Origin of the sequence: Pseudoalteromonas sp. B131b (assembly GCF_037162545.1) — a bacterium.
In the GTDB taxonomy this organism is placed as follows: Bacteria; Pseudomonadota; Gammaproteobacteria; order Enterobacterales; family Alteromonadaceae; genus Pseudoalteromonas; species Pseudoalteromonas fuliginea.
Window position 1 is genome coordinate 575978 of the sequence record NZ_JARLUZ010000001.1, and the last position, 16348, is coordinate 592325.

Annotated in this window: 15 protein-coding genes and 2 pseudogenes; 7 read left to right on the forward strand and 10 right to left on the reverse strand. The window is 40.5% G+C overall.

The features are described 5' to 3' along the window. Positions 1-28: 28 nt before the first annotated feature. The 9 genes and pseudogenes from miaA to cutA form a co-directional block, all read right to left on the reverse strand. Positions 29-946, reverse strand: coding sequence for a tRNA (adenosine(37)-N6)-dimethylallyltransferase MiaA (gene miaA / locus P4S65_RS02775; RefSeq protein WP_007375938.1), 918 nt, complete (start codon positions 944-946; stop codon positions 29-31). A gap of 10 nt (positions 947-956) precedes the next feature. Next, positions 957-2804, reverse strand: a complete 1848-nt coding sequence (mutL, locus tag P4S65_RS02780; protein WP_337119534.1) for a DNA mismatch repair endonuclease MutL — start codon at positions 2802-2804, stop codon at positions 957-959. Between the two features lie 36 nt (positions 2805-2840). Beyond that, a complete protein-coding gene (locus tag P4S65_RS02785; protein ID WP_033038180.1) occupies positions 2841-4184 on the reverse strand; it encodes an N-acetylmuramoyl-L-alanine amidase in 1344 nt (447 codons plus the stop codon). A gap of 24 nt (positions 4185-4208) precedes the next feature. Continuing rightward, on the reverse strand, positions 4209-4679 hold the full coding sequence (gene tsaE, locus P4S65_RS02790) for a tRNA (adenosine(37)-N6)-threonylcarbamoyltransferase complex ATPase subunit type 1 TsaE (protein WP_007375935.1): 471 nt from the start codon (positions 4677-4679) through the stop codon (positions 4209-4211). A 126-nt stretch (positions 4680-4805) separates the two neighbouring features. After that, positions 4806-6146, reverse strand: a complete 1341-nt coding sequence (gene accC, locus P4S65_RS02795) for an acetyl-CoA carboxylase biotin carboxylase subunit (RefSeq protein ID WP_007375934.1) — start codon at positions 6144-6146, stop codon at positions 4806-4808. A gap of 26 nt (positions 6147-6172) precedes the next feature. After that, positions 6173-6631, reverse strand: a complete 459-nt coding sequence (gene accB, locus P4S65_RS02800) for an acetyl-CoA carboxylase biotin carboxyl carrier protein (protein WP_007580042.1) — start codon at positions 6629-6631, stop codon at positions 6173-6175. Positions 6632-6671: 40 nt separating this feature from the next. Next, positions 6672-7124, reverse strand: coding sequence for a type II 3-dehydroquinate dehydratase (gene aroQ / locus P4S65_RS02805; RefSeq protein ID WP_024600056.1), 453 nt, complete (start codon positions 7122-7124; stop codon positions 6672-6674). Between the two features lie 228 nt (positions 7125-7352). After that, positions 7353-9187 (reverse strand): annotated as a pseudogene (locus P4S65_RS02810) (protein-disulfide reductase DsbD). Then, positions 9187-9506 (reverse strand): annotated as a pseudogene (gene cutA / locus P4S65_RS02815) (divalent-cation tolerance protein CutA). The pseudogenes P4S65_RS02810 and cutA overlap by 1 nt, the downstream one beginning before the upstream one ends. 178 nt (positions 9507-9684) lie before the next feature. Between cutA and P4S65_RS02820 the strand changes: the two are divergent. The 7 genes from P4S65_RS02820 (at position 9685) to P4S65_RS02850 (ending at position 14763) form a co-directional block, all read left to right on the forward strand. Next, a complete protein-coding gene (locus P4S65_RS02820) occupies positions 9685-10161 on the forward strand; it encodes an FxsA family protein (RefSeq protein ID WP_002958838.1) in 477 nt (158 codons plus the stop codon). A gap of 110 nt (positions 10162-10271) precedes the next feature. Next, entirely contained in the window at positions 10272-10559 is a 288-nt protein-coding gene (locus P4S65_RS02825; RefSeq protein ID WP_007580032.1) for a co-chaperone GroES, read from the forward strand. Positions 10560-10607: 48 nt separating this feature from the next. Further along, complete coding sequence (gene groL / locus P4S65_RS02830; RefSeq protein ID WP_337119535.1) at positions 10608-12254, forward strand: chaperonin GroEL; 1647 nt, start codon at positions 10608-10610, stop codon at positions 12252-12254. A 714-nt stretch (positions 12255-12968) separates the two neighbouring features. Beyond that, on the forward strand, positions 12969-13382 hold the full coding sequence (gene rnk, locus P4S65_RS02835) for a nucleoside diphosphate kinase regulator (protein ID WP_337119536.1): 414 nt from the start codon (positions 12969-12971) through the stop codon (positions 13380-13382). Between the two features lie 227 nt (positions 13383-13609). Beyond that, positions 13610-13807 (forward strand): hypothetical protein, encoded by a 198-nt coding sequence (locus P4S65_RS02840; protein WP_337119537.1) that lies wholly within the window; start codon positions 13610-13612, stop codon positions 13805-13807. Positions 13808-13899: 92 nt separating this feature from the next. Continuing rightward, the gene (locus P4S65_RS02845) at positions 13900-14316 is read left to right on the forward strand and encodes a VOC family protein (protein WP_337119538.1); all 417 of its coding nucleotides are present in this window, start codon (positions 13900-13902) and stop codon (positions 14314-14316) included. Between the two features lie 9 nt (positions 14317-14325). After that, on the forward strand, positions 14326-14763 hold the full coding sequence (locus tag P4S65_RS02850) for a hypothetical protein (RefSeq protein WP_337119539.1): 438 nt from the start codon (positions 14326-14328) through the stop codon (positions 14761-14763). Between the two features lie 13 nt (positions 14764-14776). On the opposite strand, the gene P4S65_RS02855 is transcribed toward P4S65_RS02850, so the two are convergent. Next, complete coding sequence (locus tag P4S65_RS02855) at positions 14777-16252, reverse strand: NAD(P)H-hydrate dehydratase (RefSeq protein ID WP_337119540.1); 1476 nt, start codon at positions 16250-16252, stop codon at positions 14777-14779. Positions 16253-16348: the final 96 nt, after the last annotated feature.

A 16348-nucleotide genomic window follows, 5' to 3' on the forward strand; every position in this document is an offset into this window, starting at 1 on the left:
AACAAAGCTAAATTTTGTTCAACTACTACTAGCTTAGCGAACTTACTACACGATGCAAGTTTTCTTCATCACCTGTTGTTAACCAAGTAACATCAGGCCAGCTTCTCAACCAAGTTAATTGACGTTTGGCCAATTGACGTGTAGCAGCGATGCCGCGAAAAACCATTTCATCATGGTCTATCTCACCCGCAAGGTAATCCCACATTTGTCTATAACCTACACAACGAATAGAAGGCATATTGGGGTGTAAATCCTTACGTAGATATAGGGTCGAAACTTCATTTTCAAACCCCTGATCAATCATTATTTTAAACCTTTCTTCAATTCGCGCATGTAATTCACTGCGTTCTTGCGGTGCAATCGCAAATTGATGAAAAGTATAAGGTAAAGGTGGCTGTTTTTGCTTTTGCAACTCAGTCATGGTTTTACCAGTTAATCGGTAAACTTCTAAAGCGCGATTAATTCTTTGTGAATCATTTTCACTCATTTTTTCAGCTGCTTTAGGGTCAACTTTAGCTAATTCTTTATATAAATGAGGCCAGCCAAATTCTTTAGCTTGTGCTTCTAATTCTGCTCTTATTACTGCATCTGCTTCAGGCAAAGGCGATAAACCATCAATTAAAGATTTGAAGTACAACATTGTACCCCCAACCAATACAGGCACTTTACCTTGTCTATGGAATTCGTCAATTTTTTGCACTGCATCGCGCCTAAAATCTGCAACTGAATACGTTTCACTCGGGTCAAGTAGATCAATTAAATGATGTGGAGCTTTAACAAGTTCTTCTGCATCGGGTTTTGCAGTTCCAATGTTCATATCTTTATACACTAACGCTGAATCAACGCTGATTATTTCTGTATTTAAATGCTCGCACAGTGAGATAGCCAATGCTGTTTTACCAGCAGCAGTTGGACCCATTAAAAATATAACTGGTAAATTACTCAACACTGATACCTTAATCTAATTGCGTTAAATAGTGATTTAACTCTATTTTAACTGCTTTTTCGCGTAAGCGTTCAATAGTTTGCGGATTATTTTGTAAGCGTATTTGTTGCGCTAAAAATACATTGCTCAAATAAAATCGAGTTGGTACACATTTCATCTGCCACGCTAACCAGTTCTCTATATTTTCGAGTCCCGCTTTACATGCATCAAGCAGCTCACCTATTGCTGTACTTACATCAAGTAAATATAAACACGCTGGTAATTTTTTAACCATTACAAACTGTTTTTCTATTACGAGTTCAAAACCAAGTAATGTAAACCACGATTGCTGAGCCTTTATAAGCAAGCAATCTTCTTTGTCTAGGCTTACCCGCACAGGTAACAAAAGGGCTTTCCCTTCTAAACTTCCGAACTCTTTAATTTGATTATGCCAATCATCAACTAATGCATATTTAAAATGTGAGCAATACAATTGCTGCTCTTCACTAAAGACACACACTCCTTCACTAACACTTATAATAGAAACAGCTTTTAAGACATTATCAACAGATACTGACTGGTGTTGTGCTGCAGATATATTGGCTGTATTGTCAAAATGCGCAGCGTGTTGCTCACTCACTCCTTGATAAAACGCATTTACGTCATGATGGCTCGTACTTGGTGCTGCACGGTATGCACCGCCAACACTTCTAGTACCTGAGGACGAACTTGAGCTACCAGCACTTCCAGAATAAGAAGGCTGTAGTTGCGATTTAGGGTAATCAAATACTCCATCGCTCTCTATATTATTACCGCTACTATGTGTTGGGCTTGTGAACACAGAAGAAAATTCAGTTTCAGTGCTTACTGACTCGCTAACAAACTCACCTTGCAAAGGTACTACAACTTGCTTAATAGCTTGCAATATAAAATCATGAATTAATCGCCCTTGATGAAAACGCACTTCATGCTTAGCAGGGTGAACATTTACATCGACCTGTCGTGGGTCAATATCAATATAAATAACAAACCCAGGTAGCTCTTGCGTCCCACTCACCTCTTCAAACGCTTGGCGTATCGCATGTAAAATAAGCTTATCGCGCATCATGCGATTATTCACATAAGTGTACTGAGTAGTATTCGCTGAGCCTACAGGCAGCACCCAACCATGCAACTGTAAACCGCCTTCTCCTGATTGAATATGCAAACCTTGCTCGGCAAAGGCCTTGCCTGCAACTTGTGCTACGCGTGTTATAGCCTGAGAGGGATCAGTTTTGGCACGATACTGCCTTACTACTTTTTCGTTGTGAGTTAGTGTAATAGAGACATCGAAGCGACTAAGCGCAATACGCTTTATCAACTCATCAATATGGCTGAATTCAGTTTTTTCGGTGCGTAAAAATTTACGACGTGCTGGGGTATTAAAAAATAAATCTTTTACTTCAATGGTTGTGCCATCGGGGTGCGCTACTGGCTTTACTTGCACGGCCATGTCGCGGCCTTCTGCAAAAGCTTGCCAAGCTGCTTCTTGCTCTTTTGGTTTTGAGCTCAGCGTTAAACGCGACACAGAACTAATTGACGCAAGTGCTTCCCCTCTAAAACCAAGTGAGCAAATGTTTTCAAGGTCATCAAGTGATTTTAATTTACTTGTTGCGTGGCGAGAAAGCGCGAGCGTTAGCTCATCTTTACTTATCCCAGTGCCATTATCACGAATACGAATAAGTTTGTGGCCGCCGCGCTCTATATCTATTTGAATACGGTTAGCACCAGCATCTAAACTATTTTCGACTAGCTCTTTTACTACCGACGCTGGACGCTCGACCACTTCGCCTGCAGCTATTTGGTTGGCTAAACGCGCGGGTAATATTTCAATATTCATGGAACTTCCTAGCAAACATTGCGCTGATAATAATGACTAACTTTGCGGTATATCAAGCTCTTGCCCAATAAATAAAGTATTAGAGCTTAGTTTATTAACTTGCTTTAATTTACTGACCGTAATGCCATAACGACTTGCCAACATACTCAAAGACTCTCCAGGGCGTACTTTATGTTTTGTTGGGTATTGCGACTTTAATTTGGCAAATAAAGAATCATCAGGTGGATTTTTTAAATAATAATTTTTAATTGAAGTAAATATCGCTTTAGCTAAACGCTCTTGATGATTAGCGCTTTTAAGTAATTTTTCTTCTCGCGGGTTAGATATAAACCCCGTTTCTACCAAAATAGATGGAATGTCTGGTGACTTAAGTACAGCAAGGCTCGCGTGTTGCGGATCTTTTTTATGCAGTTTGGCAACTTTACGCAACTCTTTAACCACCTCGTCGGCTACACTTAAGCCAGTTTTCATCGAGTGGTCCATCGACATATCAAGCAATGCTTGTGCTAGATATTTTTCATTAGCGGCATCTTTCATCACATCAGCAGCACCACCTAAAAGCTCAGAGTGCTTTTCTTTATCTTCTATCCATTTACCTATTTCTGAATTAGCACGCCTTAATGATAACACCCAAACAGAGGCACCATTTGGTCCTGGGCTTGTAAATGCATCTGCATGAATAGAAACAAAAAAATCGGCCTTTTTTTCACGAGCTCGATTAGTACGCGTATTGAGTTTTACAAAATAATCACCGCTTCGTACCATACGTGAAATCATACCGCGCTCACCGTCGATCATACGCTCTAATCGCTTTGCTATTTGCAATGTGACTGTTTTTTCGTACGTGCCTGATGGACCTATGGAGCCAGGATCTTCGCCGCCATGGCCTGCATCAATTGCAATAACAATGTCGCGTTCTTGACTTAATTGGCGATTTTTAGCCGCTGTTTGTGCAGGTGATACAACAGTTTTTGCTTGGCTCTTATTATATAAATCAACAACGAGTCTATTTTTATAAGGACCAGTAGGTGCTAAAGCAAACACAACAGGCTTTACTGGTGCGTTTAATTCAAACACTAACCGTACACTGTGCTTATTTTTAGGTTTTGAGTAGCGTAGCTTGCTCACTATTTGATGTTTTGGTGGTACACCTGGCAGTATTTTTAACTCGCTAGTATTTTCTAAATCGACCACTAAGCGGCTAGGGTTTTTTAGCATAAAATAACTAAAGTCGGGCTTGTCATTTAAATCAAACACCACACGCGTACTGTCTGGAGATGGCCATACACGTACGCTATTAATAGTATTTTTCGCCCACAGCGGCAGGCTTATGGTAATAACCATAAGGTAAATAAAGAGTTTAACTGCACCTCGACTCATTTGATAATTACTGCCTTCACTAATTTATTGTTTTTTATTTAGTTTTTCGACAATTGCTACACCGCGATCACTCGCACTATTAATAACAATTTTACGTTCGTTACCCACATAGCTTAGGGTAATATCTAAATCAGGCACAGGAATAAATTCGCCACCTTTTTCAGGCCATTCAACAACACAAATTGCATTTGCTGAAAAATAATCGCGTATTCCCATGTATTCGAGTTCTTCAGGGTCGCCTAAACGGTATAAATCAAAATGATAAACATTTGCTTGTTCAAGCTCATAAGGTTCTACTAACGTATATGTGGGGCTTTTAACCTTACCAGTATGGCCAAAGCCTTGCACTACGCCACGGGTAAACGTGGTTTTACCAGCTCCTAAATCGCCATGTAAATAAATCACCGCACCTTGCTCTATAATAGCTGCAACTTGGTTCCCCATAGTAACGGTTGCCACTTCATCATTTAGGTGTGATTCAAAACTACGCGTCATTACTACCTCAAAAATTTACTTAAAAGCGCATGTTTGCCAATCATACCAGAATATTTATTTAAGGCGATAAATTGCAGTTTCAGGCATAAAAAAACCGGCATAAGCCGGTTTTTTAAAACGCTAGAATTATAACCCTAATTTTTTCTCAAGATAGTGAATGTTAGTGCCACCATTTTGGAAGTTTTCATCTGCAAGAATTCTCTTATGCAAAGGAGTATTAGTTTTAATTCCGTCAATTACTAGCTCGTTAAGTGCATTGCGCGCGCGGGCAATAGCTACGTCACGGTTTTCACCGTAAGTAATTAACTTACCAATCATTGAATCGTAATGCGGTGGAACCGTGTAGTCAGCGTAAATATGGCTGTCCCAACGAATACCTAAACCACCCGCTGGATGGAAACGGGTAATTTTACCCGGTGACGGGATAAACGTTTCAGGATCTTCAGCATTAATACGACACTCAATAGCATGACCACGAATAACAACGTCGTCTTGAGTGAATGATAATGGCTGACCCGCTGCAATTTTTAACTGCTCTTTCACTAAATCGATACCAGTAACCATTTCAGTTACAGGGTGTTCAACCTGAATACGTGTATTCATTTCGATGAAGTAAAACTCGCCGTTTTCGTATAAAAACTCAAACGTACCTGCACCACGGTATCCAATTTCGATACATGCACGTGTACAGCGCTCGCCAATGAACTTACGCGTTTCAGCAGTAATTCCTGGTGCTGGCGCTTCTTCAACTACTTTTTGGTGACGACGTTGCATAGAACAATCACGTTCACCTAAATGTACTGCATTACCTTGGCCGTCTGCTAATACTTGAACTTCGATGTGGCGTGGGTTTTCAAGGAATTTTTCCATGTAAACCATACTATTACCAAAGAACTGCTTAGCTTCTTGCTGTGTTAATGCAATTGAATCAATAAGTTCAGCTTCGCTGCGAACAACGCGCATACCACGACCACCACCGCCACCAGCAGCTTTGATGATTACCGGGTAACCGATACGCTTAGCGATTTGCATGTTGCGTTCTTTATCATCTGATACTGGACCGTCAGAGCCAGGAACACATGGAACGCCTGCTTTACGCATTGCTGCGATAGCAGACACTTTATCACCCATAAGGCGAATAGTGTCGCCACGAGGACCGATAAATACAAAACCACTTTGCTCAACCTGGTCGGCAAAATCAGCATTTTCTGCAAGGAAACCGTAACCTGGGTGAATCGCTACAGCGTCAGTTATTTCAGCCGCAGCAATAATGCGCGGAATATCTAAATAACTTTCAGTTGCTGATGGTCTACCAATACAGATGGTTTCATCTGCAAGCAATACATGCTTAAGATCGCGATCTGCCGTTGAATGCACAGCAACCGTTTTGATCCCAAGCTCTTTGCAGGCGCGCAATATACGAAGTGCAATTTCACCTCGGTTTGCAATGACTACTTTATCTAACATTAGAGTTGGCCTTTTAGGTTACGCTATTATTCAATGATGAATAGAGGTTGATCAAATTCTATTGGCTCGCCATTTTCAGCTAAGATAGCTCTTACTGTACCGGCTTTATCTGATTCAATTTGGTTCATCATTTTCATAGCTTCGATAATACAAAGCGTATCGCCAACTTTAACTTGTTGACCCACTTCTACGTACGCAGGTGCCTCTGGTGAAGCTGCTGAGTAAAAAGAACCAACCATTGGTGATTTAACTTGATGACCCGTAGGCTCAGCTGGTGCTGCTGCTTCAACAGCTACAGGAGCCGCTGCAACTGGTGCTGCTGGCGCTGGTGCATATTGCTGTGGAGCAAATTGTGGGTAACCTGGGCCTGCACTCATGTTGTTACGGTTAATACGTACTGATTCTTCACCTTCAGTGATTTCTAGCTCAGCAATACCTGATTCTTCTACTAATTCGATAAGCTTCTTTATCTTGCGAATATCCATTACACGACCCGCCTGTAAGTTGTTTGTGTGTTAATTTAAATTAAATTGCGCTTTGCAACCGGTTAACAGCGGCGTTTAATGCTGCGTGATAACCCATTGCACCTAATCCACATATTACGCCTTGTGCCACATCAGAAAAATACGAATGATGACGAAAGGCTTCACGTGCGTGCACATTACTTAAGTGCACCTCAAAAAACGGAATATCAACACTCAGCAGTGCATCACGTAATGCGACGCTAGTATGCGTAAATGCAGCTGGATTGATAATTATGTAATCAACCGCTTGCCAAGCATTGTGAATGCGTTCAATGAGTGCTTGCTCACTATTACTTTGAAAATGCGTTAACTCAACATCTAGACTATCAGCGGCACTTGTTAGTTCGCTCATAATTTCACTTAGCGTTTGAAAACCGTATTTATCCGGTTCACGTTTGCCCAGCATGTTTAAATTTGGACCATTTATAACTAAAAGGTTAAATTTTGCAGCCATAATACGCGATATATCCTATAAGTAATGAGTTAAGCGGTTACTAACTAATTTTTCACTTTTAAGTAAGCAGAAAAAGCAATGTAGCAACAATTTCTCACGTTAACCAACTATTATAGTGATTTCGACGTAAATAGCAGCAAAATACTGGTCTTATCAGTGTCGTGGGTACAAATATAAGGGGAATTGTGAAGGTGCCACTTAGACAATTCAAGTGGCACTATTGCACTATTATTGTGCGCTGGCGCGCACAACTGCTAGGTGTTTAGCAAAGTCCTCAGCATTTAAAAAGCCCGTTACGCGCTGCGTACTAAGCTCTTGTCCTTGAGTATTAAAAAACAAAATACTAGGTAAACCAAACACCGTGTACTCTTCCATTAGCTCAATTGTTTTATTATCACTCTCAGTTAAATCAATTTGAATAAGTTGATACTGGCTAAACTCACTTTGCACTTTGGCATCAGGAAAGGTGTAATGTTCAAACTCTTTACACGCCACACACCAGTCGGCATATAAATCGACCATAACCATTCGACCTTCGTCGTTTGCTTGTGCAACTGCTTCTTTTAATTCTGCTAAATCAGCAACCTGTTTAAACTCATTATTTTGTGAGCTTACCTGTACTGTTTGTACTTGAACTGGCCAAAAGTAGTTTTTAGTTAACGTAAAGCCTGTAATAACTAATAGAGTTGCAGCAAACCATAATGCAGTTTTTAACTTGCTTTGTGTTTGGCTACTTTGCCAATGATGTAAGTACAGTGCTGTTGCTAATGCAAGCACACCTGCCATTAATAATATAATGTCGGCGCTTACTAGTCGCTCAAGTAATATAAGCGGCACAACAAGCATTACAAAGCCAAACAAGGTTTTAACTTGCTCCATCCAACCACCCGCTTTAGGAAGCAATTTACCGCCAGATGTACCAAGTAATAAAAGTGGTAACCCCATACCTAAACTGAGCACGTACAGTGTTAAACCACCTACTAAGTAATCACCACTTTGCGCTACAAATAACAGTGCAGCCGACAGTGGCGCAGTAGTACAAGGTGATGCTATTAAGCCCGAAAGTACACCCATTAAAAATACGCCAACGTAGTTGCCGCCTTTTTGGTTGTTACTTACTTGAGTTAGCTTGCTCATCATACTGCTTGGCAGTTTAATTTCGTACCAACCAAACATCGACATAGCGAGCAATACAAATAATAAACTAAAGCTGATTAACACAAAAGGATGCTGTAAATATCCCTGCACTTGCCCACCAAGCGCTGCAACAACTAAGCCAAGCGCTGCATAGGTAACTGCCATACCTTGTATATATACAAACGACAACGCAAACGCTTTTTTAGTTGAAAGGTTTTGCTGACCTGCAATTAAGCTCGACAAAATAGGAAACATGGGGAATACACAGGGTGTAAAAGCAAGGCCAACACCCACTACAAAAAATATTAATAAATTAGTAATTAAACTTTGACTTGCCAACTGCTCAGTAAAAGTAAGCTCTTTTTCGGTATCATCCGAATTTGTTGTAGGTTCAGCTGCTGGATCGTTGAGTGCTGCAAACGTATTTGCTGCGGTTGCCGTTTCATCGGTAGCGCTATTTTTATCTACATTTTTAATCTGTGCGCCATTAATAACACTAAGTGGAATGCTAATTACCTCTGGCGGATAACAAAGCCCTGCTTTTGCACAGCCCTGATAACGAACTTTAACCACGGCGCCTTCGGTTACATTACTTAGCTTACTAATAACACTTGCGGAATTGAAAAAACTTCTGTTTTACCAAAAAATTCATCTTCGATAATTTCGCCACTGCCAGAGTCACCCACCTCTATAGTGGCATCTTTAGCAATAATTTCTATTTTCTTTTTATATAAATAATAGTCTGGCGCTATATCCCAACCTACAAACAAAGTACTGCCTTGCTGGTCAAAATCAAATGCAAACGCTTGCTCTACAGGCAAAAAAGTATGTTGAGGAGGCCCAAGTAGATCACCAAGCACATTATTAGTCACAGCCTTTACGGGTACGGTTAATAATGTAACCAACAATAAAAAGAAAAAACGCATTAATTCAGTACCTCGTCCATCCAATTAAAATACGCCAAATTTCCCGTAGAAACTTCTAAAACCTGAATCTCTGGCACTTCGTAGCTATGTAGCTCTTTTATTGTTAGAAACACATCGTTCATTTTGTCTGATTTCGTTTTTATAAGTAGCTTAGCTTCAGTTGCTTCTGCCACTTCGCCTTCCCACATATAAATAGAGCCCATGTTAGGTAAAATATTTACACAAGCAGCCAGCTTTTTTCTACCAACGCCCTTGCAAGTGTGCGCGCTTCTGCTTCGTCTTTGCAGGTCGTAAAAATCATTTTAAAATGCGTAGTCATTATGAACCTATTCTTATTGGACAGTGTCTAGCTTCATAGTATCTGATAGCCGATACAATGTGTAGACGCTAAAATATCAGTAAAATGACGATACCTATGCCCTAACCTTGAAAAGAGACCTCGTCACCCTCATTTATATTTCATCAACTCTTTTGAGTGTCATTATTTAGAGAGCGCTATGTTTAGATTTTTATTTGTGTTGTTTATTATCATCCCTATTATCGAAATCGCTTTGCTGATTCAAGTAAGCGACGTGATTGGCGGATTTGCAACAATTGCACTTGTGGTTATTACTGCGATTTTAGGTGCCAAAATGGTTAAAACACAGGGTATGGGTGCGCTGCAAAACGTACAAGCGCAAATGGCGCAAGGGCAAATGCCAGCCAAAGAATTATTTACCGGAATATGCGTTGTAATTGCAGGTGTATTACTCCTTACTCCTGGCATTATGACTGACGTATTTGGGCTACTATTATTAACCCCTGCAATTCGTAACAAATTGGCTGCAGGCCTTGCTAGCCAAGCAACTGTTAGAATGAGCGCAGGTAGGCAACAAGGGCCATCGCCGTTTGCTGGGCAGCAACATGCTGAACGAGAGCAAGGGCAAATGGAACGACCAACCACTATTGATGGTGAATATGAGAGAAAAGATTAAAAATTTATCGTTTTTTCTCTTGGAATTTTTCACTCTACCCCCATTAATGAATGCAAATTAGAAAAGCTTTTTTCTGTACTGTTCAGAAACTGTTAGGAGAACTAAAAAACATGAACATTCGTCCTTTACAAGATCGCGTAATCGTTAAACGTCTAGAAGAAGAAACAAAATCTGCTGGCGGTATTGTATTAACTGGCTCTGCAGCTGAAAAATCAACTCGCGGAGAAGTTGTAGCCGTAGGTAATGGTCGCGTTTTAGAAAACGGTGACGTGAGAGCGTTAGAAGTTAAAGCCGGTGACACTGTGTTATTTGGCTCATATGTTGAAAAAGTTGAAAAGATCGAAGGTCAAGAGTACCTGATCATGCGTGAAGATAATATTTTAGGCATTGTAGGCTAAACCTACTTTTCGTTTATAAACATTTAAGAATTTAGAGGAATTTAAAACATGGCAGCAAAAGAAGTACTTTTTGCAGGTGACGCACGCGCTAAAATGCTAACTGGCGTAAACATCCTGGCAAACGCAGTAAAAGTTACATTAGGTCCTAAAGGCCGTAACGTTGTACTAGATAAATCATTTGGCTCACCAGTTATCACTAAAGATGGTGTATCTGTAGCAAAAGAAATCGAACTTGAAGATAAGTTTGAGAACATGGGCGCACAAATGGTTAAAGAAGTTGCATCTAAAGCAAATGATGCAGCCGGCGATGGTACAACTACCGCTACAGTACTTGCACAGTCTATTGTTAATGAAGGCCTTAAAGCTGTTGCAGCAGGCATGAACCCAATGGATCTTAAGCGCGGCATCGACAAAGCAGTTATTGCTGCTGTTGCAGAGCTTAAAGCGTTATCTGTTCCTTGTTCTGATACTAAAGCAATTGCACAAGTAGGTACTATTTCTGCTAACTCTGATCAAGAGATTGGTAATATCATTGCTCAAGCAATGGAAAAAGTAGGCCGCAACAGTGGTGTTATTACTGTAGAAGAAGGTCAATCACTTGAAAACGAACTGGATGTTGTTGAAGGCATGCAGTTTGACCGTGGTTACTTATCTCCTTACTTTATCAACAGCCCAGAAAAAGGCACTGTTGAACTAGATAACCCATTTATTCTACTTGTAGATAAAAAAATATCTAACATCCGCGAATTATTACCAACATTAGAAGCGGTTGCTAAAGCAAGCAAACCACTACTAATCATCGCAGAAGACCTTGAAGGCGAAGCACTAGCTACATTAGTAGTTAATAACATGCGCGGTATTGTTAAAGTATCAGCTGTTAAAGCACCTGGTTTTGGCGACCGTCGTAAAGCAATGCTACAAGATATCGCTGTATTAACTGGCGGTACTGTTATTTCTGAAGAAATCGGCTTAGAGCTTGAAAAAGCAACAGTTGAAGACCTAGGTACAGCTAAGCGCGTAATTATCACTAAAGATGATACAACAATCATTGATGGTGCGGGTGAAGAAGCGGGTATTACTGGTCGTGTTTCTCAAATTAAAGCACAAATTGAAGAAGCAACATCAGACTACGATAAAGAAAAACTTCAAGAGCGCATGGCTAAACTAGCTGGCGGTGTTGCAGTAATCAAAGTAGGTGCTGCTACTGAAATCGAAATGAAAGAGAAAAAAGACCGCGTTGAAGATGCATTAAATGCAACTCGTGCAGCGGTTGAAGAAGGCGTAGTACCTGGCGGCGGTGTTGCACTTGTACGTGCTGCTAGCAAGCTAGTTGATTTAGTTGGCGACAACGAAGATCAAAACCACGGTATTAAAGTTGCACTTCGTGCAATGGAAGCACCACTTCGCCAAATCGTAACTAACGCTGGCGAAGAAGCATCTGTTGTAATTAACGCAGTTAAAGGCGGCGACGGTAACTTTGGTTACAACGCAGCAACTGGCGAATACAACGACATGATTGAAATGGGTATCCTAGATCCAACTAAAGTAACACGCTCTGCATTACAATTTGCAGGGTCTATTGCGGGTCTAATGATCACTACTGAAGCAATGGTAGCTGAAATCCCAAAAGATGAAGCTGGCGGCGCTGATATGAGTGGCATGGGCGGAATGGGTGGTATGGGCGGAATGATGTGATAAACATCACCGTTTAAGCACCTCGCTTATATAAAAACCAGCTACGGCTGGTTTTTTGCTTTTGAAAGAGCGGGTAACTGTAATGGTACAGTGATTTTGACCACCCACTAAGAAAGAAATGTTATGCTAATAAGCATAGAAATTTGGGTGAAAAAATGACGAAATTAAGTCGGTAACTTGGTGTTGTTGCCTCATGATTGCCACAAGCACTACATTATTGTTAGGGGAAATAGGAAGGGGCGCCTCTGCCCCCCACTACCAACTACAGCATCAATGTAATCAAAGCTTGCGCAATGATATATATGACCACTGGGTTTATTTCGATCTTAAACTCAATTTTCATAGTTCGTTCCTTAAAGGTTGGGGTTAAAGTTTGAGTTGAAGACACGGGTCAACCGTGACATCACTCTGCGGAATGTTTAGATAACCAAACGGTAAATCTCACATTCGAAGGCTAAGAAACAGATACGGCCTGAATCCGCCACTTTCTCCAACAAGAGGATTAAAATCTCGAAATTGTATTCATAATATAGTTTTTCAATAGAATGGGCAATTATTAGCTCGCAGGCCGGTGTAGTAACGTACTGCGGCTACCCGCCATCACATTCTAAACATTTAGCTCAAATGACTTCGCGTATCCCTTTGCTTCTTAAATGCATGCTAAGCCATACTCAGAGTTAATTTTATTTATTAAAAATTATTAAGGATATTAAGATGAATAAAAAACCTGAACTAATCATCTCATCACTCGATGCAGATAGATTGTATGACTTAATGGAATCATTGCCTGCAGGTAGCTTTGCTAATAAAAAAGAATTGGAAGCTGAACTGGCACGAGCAACAATAGTCGAACCTAAAGATATGCCATCATCAGTTGTAACGATGAACTCAACTGTAAACTTTATTGTTGAGTCTTCTAAAGAAGAATTTACGTTAACCTTAGTGTACCCAAAGAATAGTGACTCTAGCGGCGATAAAATATCGATATTATCACCCGTTGGTAGCGCATTACTTGGACTAAACCAAGGCGACGAAATTGAGTGGCCTAAACCGAGTGGCGGCTTAATAAAGGTAAAAATAAAAGAAGTAACCTATCAACCAGAACGTGCTGGTGAATTACACAGATAAACACTTTGTGCACTTAGTACTAAAAAATCGATTTAATGTAGACCCAGCCTCGGCTGGGTTTTGCTTTTTAGTATAAAAACTATTGATATTGCTCAATTTATACCCATAACTTAGTTATGTATAACTCAGATTTATATTAAATGGATTTATTAAGTAATAACACAATATTCACCTTCTTTATTTTTGTTGCCCTTGTGACTGGGTTATTATCATTCGTAGTGTGGGCTATGCTGAAAATGGTAACGTGGGGTAAAAGTATGTCTAAGGGGGCTTATTTGTTTTTAGCGTTTTTCCCGCTTATTTCATTGATGCCTATTCCGCCACCTACCTACGAAAATGTTCAAAAAGCTAAACAAGAGCAGCGTAAACGTAAAGGAGACTCAGGCGATCCACTCGACGACGATGAGGACGAACTCACACGTTAATTAAAATTACACACTACGGGCATATACCCTGCGTAATCGTTTACTAATATGATAAAAAGCACATTTATTCAAGAGTACGGAGCAAACTAAGCATGACTAACGTTCAACAACATATCGGCAGCATTGCATTAGTTGTTAAAGACTACGACGAGGCCATTGAGTTTTATACTCAAAAGCTAAATTTTGAGTTAGTCGAGAATACTGATTTAGGAGAGGGTAAACGCTGGGTGTTAATTTCACCTCCAAATTCAAACGAGACTAATCCGAGCAGGACTAATCTACTGCTTGCTAAAGCCACAACACCCGAACAGATAAGCGCTATTGGTAATCAAACAGGTGGTCGTGTGTTTTTATTTTTGCATACCAATGACTTTTGGCGAGATTATAATTTAATGCTTTCTAAAGGCGTTACATTTAACGAAGAACCTCGAGTAGAACCCTATGGTACCGTCGTGGTTTTTGAAGACTTGTATGGTACAAAATGGGATTTATTACAGCTTAATAATTAGTACGATAAAATGCTGTTAAATATAAAAGCAAAGTTTTTATTAACCGCAGGCGTTATTGCATCTGCAGCGGCTGTATGGCATTTACTTTGTATATGGGGTGGCACTAGTTGGTTTATATTTGCTCGCGCCCCAATACAAATAATAGAATCATCACAGCGAGGTACATTCCTTGCGCCTTTAGGTAGTATTGCAATAGCTGGACTCATGTTTGCCTGTACTGCATTTGCCTTATCAGCAATTGGCTTAGTGCGTAATATAGCATTTACTAGAACCGCTTTAATTGCTATTGCAACCTTGTGTATAATACGAAGCTTAATAATTATCCCTGCATTAATTCGAGCCGATACATGGAATATTATAGCGAGCAGTGTTTGGCTTTATGTAGGTGTATGCTTTTTAGTGGGTGCAATAACGTTTCACAATTTAAAACCGACCACTAATAGTTGAGTGACGCTTAAACTCACGTCACTTTATTAACTAACTCTCTTACAATTGCGAATAAATCACTGGGTAGCATTCCCCTTTGCCCGTCTCGCTCACTTGCGATATCACCTGCTTTAGCATGCAGTGTTACACCATAGCGTGCTGCTTCATCAATAGTTAAACCTTGAGCAAGTAAGGCACCAATAATACCAGTAAGTACATCGCCACTGCCGCCAACGGCCAATGCCGGGTTGCCATCTTCACATACCCACGTGTGCTGGGCATTATCTATTAATGTTCCAGCGCCTTTTAATACACAAGTCGCGGTATAGCGCTTGGCGCAAAGACGAGCATAGTTAAAGCGGTCTGATTCTATGTCGCTGGTGCTAACACTTAGCAGTCGCGAAGCTTCGCCGGGATGTGGAGTAAGTACGCATTGCTCTAACGTGTATGATGAAGCTTGCTTAGCCAGTAAATTAAGGGCATCTGCATCTATAACCAATGGCATTTTATTGTTTTGGCAATATTGCATTACTTCATCGAATGTTTGTTGTGCCCACTCGTCTTGCCCAAGCCCTGGGCCAATAACAACGCAGCTTGCCCACTCTAGCGCTTGATGTAAGTTATTACTGCTTACCATAAGTTCTGGTCTGCCAATACTAATAGGCGTTATTGAGCTTTCGTGTGTATACACTCTTACCATGCCAGCACCCGTTCTAAGAGCGGCTTCACTACTTAACCTAATTGCACCTGCAGTACCTTGGTTACCACCAACACATAAAAGTTTACCGTGGCTGCCTTTGTGACTATTGATTGCCCGCGTGGCTATTCCTTTAAAGCTATTGATATTAACAAGGGTTCCTGAAGATTGAGCGATACAAGTAAACGCATCGCCAATTGCTAAGTCATCAAATACTAACTTACCGCTATATTGTTTACCTGCCGTCGTTGTGAGCCCTTGCTTTATACCTACAAAAGTAACGGTTGAAGTCGCTTGTACTGCGCACCCTAAAGGCTGTCCTGTATTTGCTTCAATGCCTGATGGAATATCAATGCTTATTACGGGCTTACCACTGTTATTTACAGCGTTAATTATATTCGCAAAATTATCGCGTACGGCGCTATTAAGCCCAGTACCAAGGAGCGCATCAATAACGATATCGCACTCATTAAGAGCATCTTTTGTAAAATGAGAAACCACCCCACCCGCTTCAATCCATAACTGCTGCGCTTTTGCTGCATCACCGGTTAATACTTTATTAGGCTCAGCTGCGCATACTGTTACCTCTTTACCTGATTGCATAATAAGCCTAGCTACAATGTAACCGTCTCCAGCGTTATTACCATGGCCAACAATGACTAATGTATGCTGTGCATCAAATAGCTGCCATTGCTTATATACAGCCTCTCCTGCGCGCTGCATTAGAGTAAATAAATCACAATGGCTATTTTTAGCTGCAAGCGCTTCGTTATCTCTCACCTGCTCGGCGCTAAATAGAGTTTGGTTCAACATAAATATTCCCCTTAACTGGCTCTAATTTAACTTTATCAAGACTCAAACCTATCGGCTAGATTAGTAATTAATTTTTTGTATTTTATGTAGCTGTGT

Coding starts and splice junctions, on each gene's coding strand:
- mutL (WP_337119534.1), bottom strand. CDS start 2,804: ATGAATATTGAAATATTACCCGCGCGTTTAGCCAACCAAATAGCTGCA.
- P4S65_RS02785 (WP_033038180.1), bottom strand. CDS start 4,184: ATGAGTCGAGGTGCAGTTAAACTCTTTATTTACCTTATGGTTATTACC.
- tsaE (WP_007375935.1), bottom strand. CDS start 4,679: ATGACGCGTAGTTTTGAATCACACCTAAATGATGAAGTGGCAACCGTT.
- accC (WP_007375934.1), bottom strand. CDS start 6,146: ATGTTAGATAAAGTAGTCATTGCAAACCGAGGTGAAATTGCACTTCGT.
- accB (WP_007580042.1), bottom strand. CDS start 6,631: ATGGATATTCGCAAGATAAAGAAGCTTATCGAATTAGTAGAAGAATCA.
- aroQ (WP_024600056.1), bottom strand. CDS start 7,124: ATGGCTGCAAAATTTAACCTTTTAGTTATAAATGGTCCAAATTTAAAC.
- P4S65_RS02820 (WP_002958838.1), top strand. CDS start 9,685: ATGTTTAGATTTTTATTTGTGTTGTTTATTATCATCCCTATTATCGAA.
- P4S65_RS02825 (WP_007580032.1), top strand. CDS start 10,272: ATGAACATTCGTCCTTTACAAGATCGCGTAATCGTTAAACGTCTAGAA.
- groL (WP_337119535.1), top strand. CDS start 10,608: ATGGCAGCAAAAGAAGTACTTTTTGCAGGTGACGCACGCGCTAAAATG.
- rnk (WP_337119536.1), top strand. CDS start 12,969: ATGAATAAAAAACCTGAACTAATCATCTCATCACTCGATGCAGATAGA.
- P4S65_RS02840 (WP_337119537.1), top strand. CDS start 13,610: ATGCTGAAAATGGTAACGTGGGGTAAAAGTATGTCTAAGGGGGCTTAT.
- P4S65_RS02845 (WP_337119538.1), top strand. CDS start 13,900: ATGACTAACGTTCAACAACATATCGGCAGCATTGCATTAGTTGTTAAA.
- P4S65_RS02850 (WP_337119539.1), top strand. CDS start 14,326: ATGCTGTTAAATATAAAAGCAAAGTTTTTATTAACCGCAGGCGTTATT.
- P4S65_RS02855 (WP_337119540.1), bottom strand. CDS start 16,252: ATGTTGAACCAAACTCTATTTAGCGCCGAGCAGGTGAGAGATAACGAA.